Source organism: Kitasatospora sp. NPDC051702, from assembly GCF_040681575.1.
Lineage (GTDB): Bacteria > Actinomycetota > Actinomycetes > Streptomycetales > Streptomycetaceae > Kitasatospora.
The window spans coordinates 1-1,294 of the sequence record NZ_JBFAZB010000115.1 but is presented as its reverse complement, the minus strand read 5'-3'; the positions used below and the strand labels follow the sequence as shown (position 1 = coordinate 1,294).

Annotated in this window: 1 rRNA gene; it reads right to left on the bottom strand. The window is 57.4% G+C overall.

Annotated features, from left to right (window positions below):
- A 23S ribosomal RNA gene (locus AB0N04_RS38550) occupies nucleotides 1-1,247 on the bottom strand; the annotation flags it as partial.
- Nucleotides 1,248-1,294 lie beyond the last annotated feature (47 nt).

The window sequence follows — 1,294 nt, the reverse complement described above, 5'->3', positions numbered from 1 at the left end:
CTTGAGCCCCGCTACATTGTCGGCGCGGAATCACTTGACCAGTGAGCTATTACGCACTCTTTCAAGGGTGGCTGCTTCTAAGCCAACCTCCTGGTTGTCTCTGCGACTCCACATCCTTTCCCACTTAGCACACGCTTAGGGACCTTAGTCGGTGTTCTGGGCTGTTTCCCTCTCGACCATGGAGCTTATCCCCCACAGTCTCACTGCCACGCTCTCACTTACCGGCATTCGGAGTTTGGCTAAGGTCAGTAACCCGGTGGGGCCCATCGCCTATCCAGTGCTCTACCTCCGGCAAGAAACACGTGACGCTGCACCTAAATGCATTTCGGGGAGAACCAGCTATCACGGAGTTTGATTGGCCTTTCACCCCTAACCACAGGTCATCCCCCAGGTTTTCAACCCTGGTGGGTTCGGTCCTCCACACGGTCTTACCCGCGCTTCAACCTGCCCATGGCTAGATCACTCCGCTTCGGGTCTTGGGCATGCAACTCAACCGCCCTATTCGGACTCGCTTTCGCTACGGCTACCCCACACGGGTTAACCTCGCTACACACCGCAAACTCGCAGGCTCATTCTTCAAAAGGCACGCAGTCACGGCCCACCAGCAAGCTGATGAACGACGCTCCCACGGCTTGTAGGCACACGGTTTCAGGTACTATTTCACTCCGCTCCCGCGGTACTTTTCACCATTCCCTCACGGTACTATCCGCTATCGGTCACCAGGGAATATTTAGGCTTAGCGGGTGGTCCCGCCAGATTCACACGGGATTTCTCGGGCCCCGTGCTACTTGGGAGATGAGCAAGCAAGCCGCACAGATTTCGTCTACGGGGGTCTTACCCTCTACGCCGGACCTTTCGCATGTCCTTCGACTATCCATACGGTTTCTGACTCGCCCAGCCGCCGGCAGACGACTGAAGCTCATTCCCACAACCCCATGATGGCAACCCCTGCCGGGTCTCACACCACCACGGTTTAGCCTCATCCGGTTTCGCTCGCCACTACTCCCGGAATCACGGTTGTTTTCTCTTCCTGCGGGTACTGAGATGTTTCACTTCCCCGCGTTCCCTCCACACTGCCTATGTGTTCAGCAGCGGGTGACAGCCCATGACGACTGCCGGGTTTCCCCATTCGGACACCCCCGGATCAAAGCTCGGTTGACAGCTCCCCGGGGCCTATCGTGGCCTCCCACGTCCTTCATCGGTTCCTGGTGCCAAGGCATCCACCGTGCGCCCTTAAAAACTTGGCCACAGATGCTCGCGTCCACTGTGCAGTTCTCAAACAACGACCAGTCAC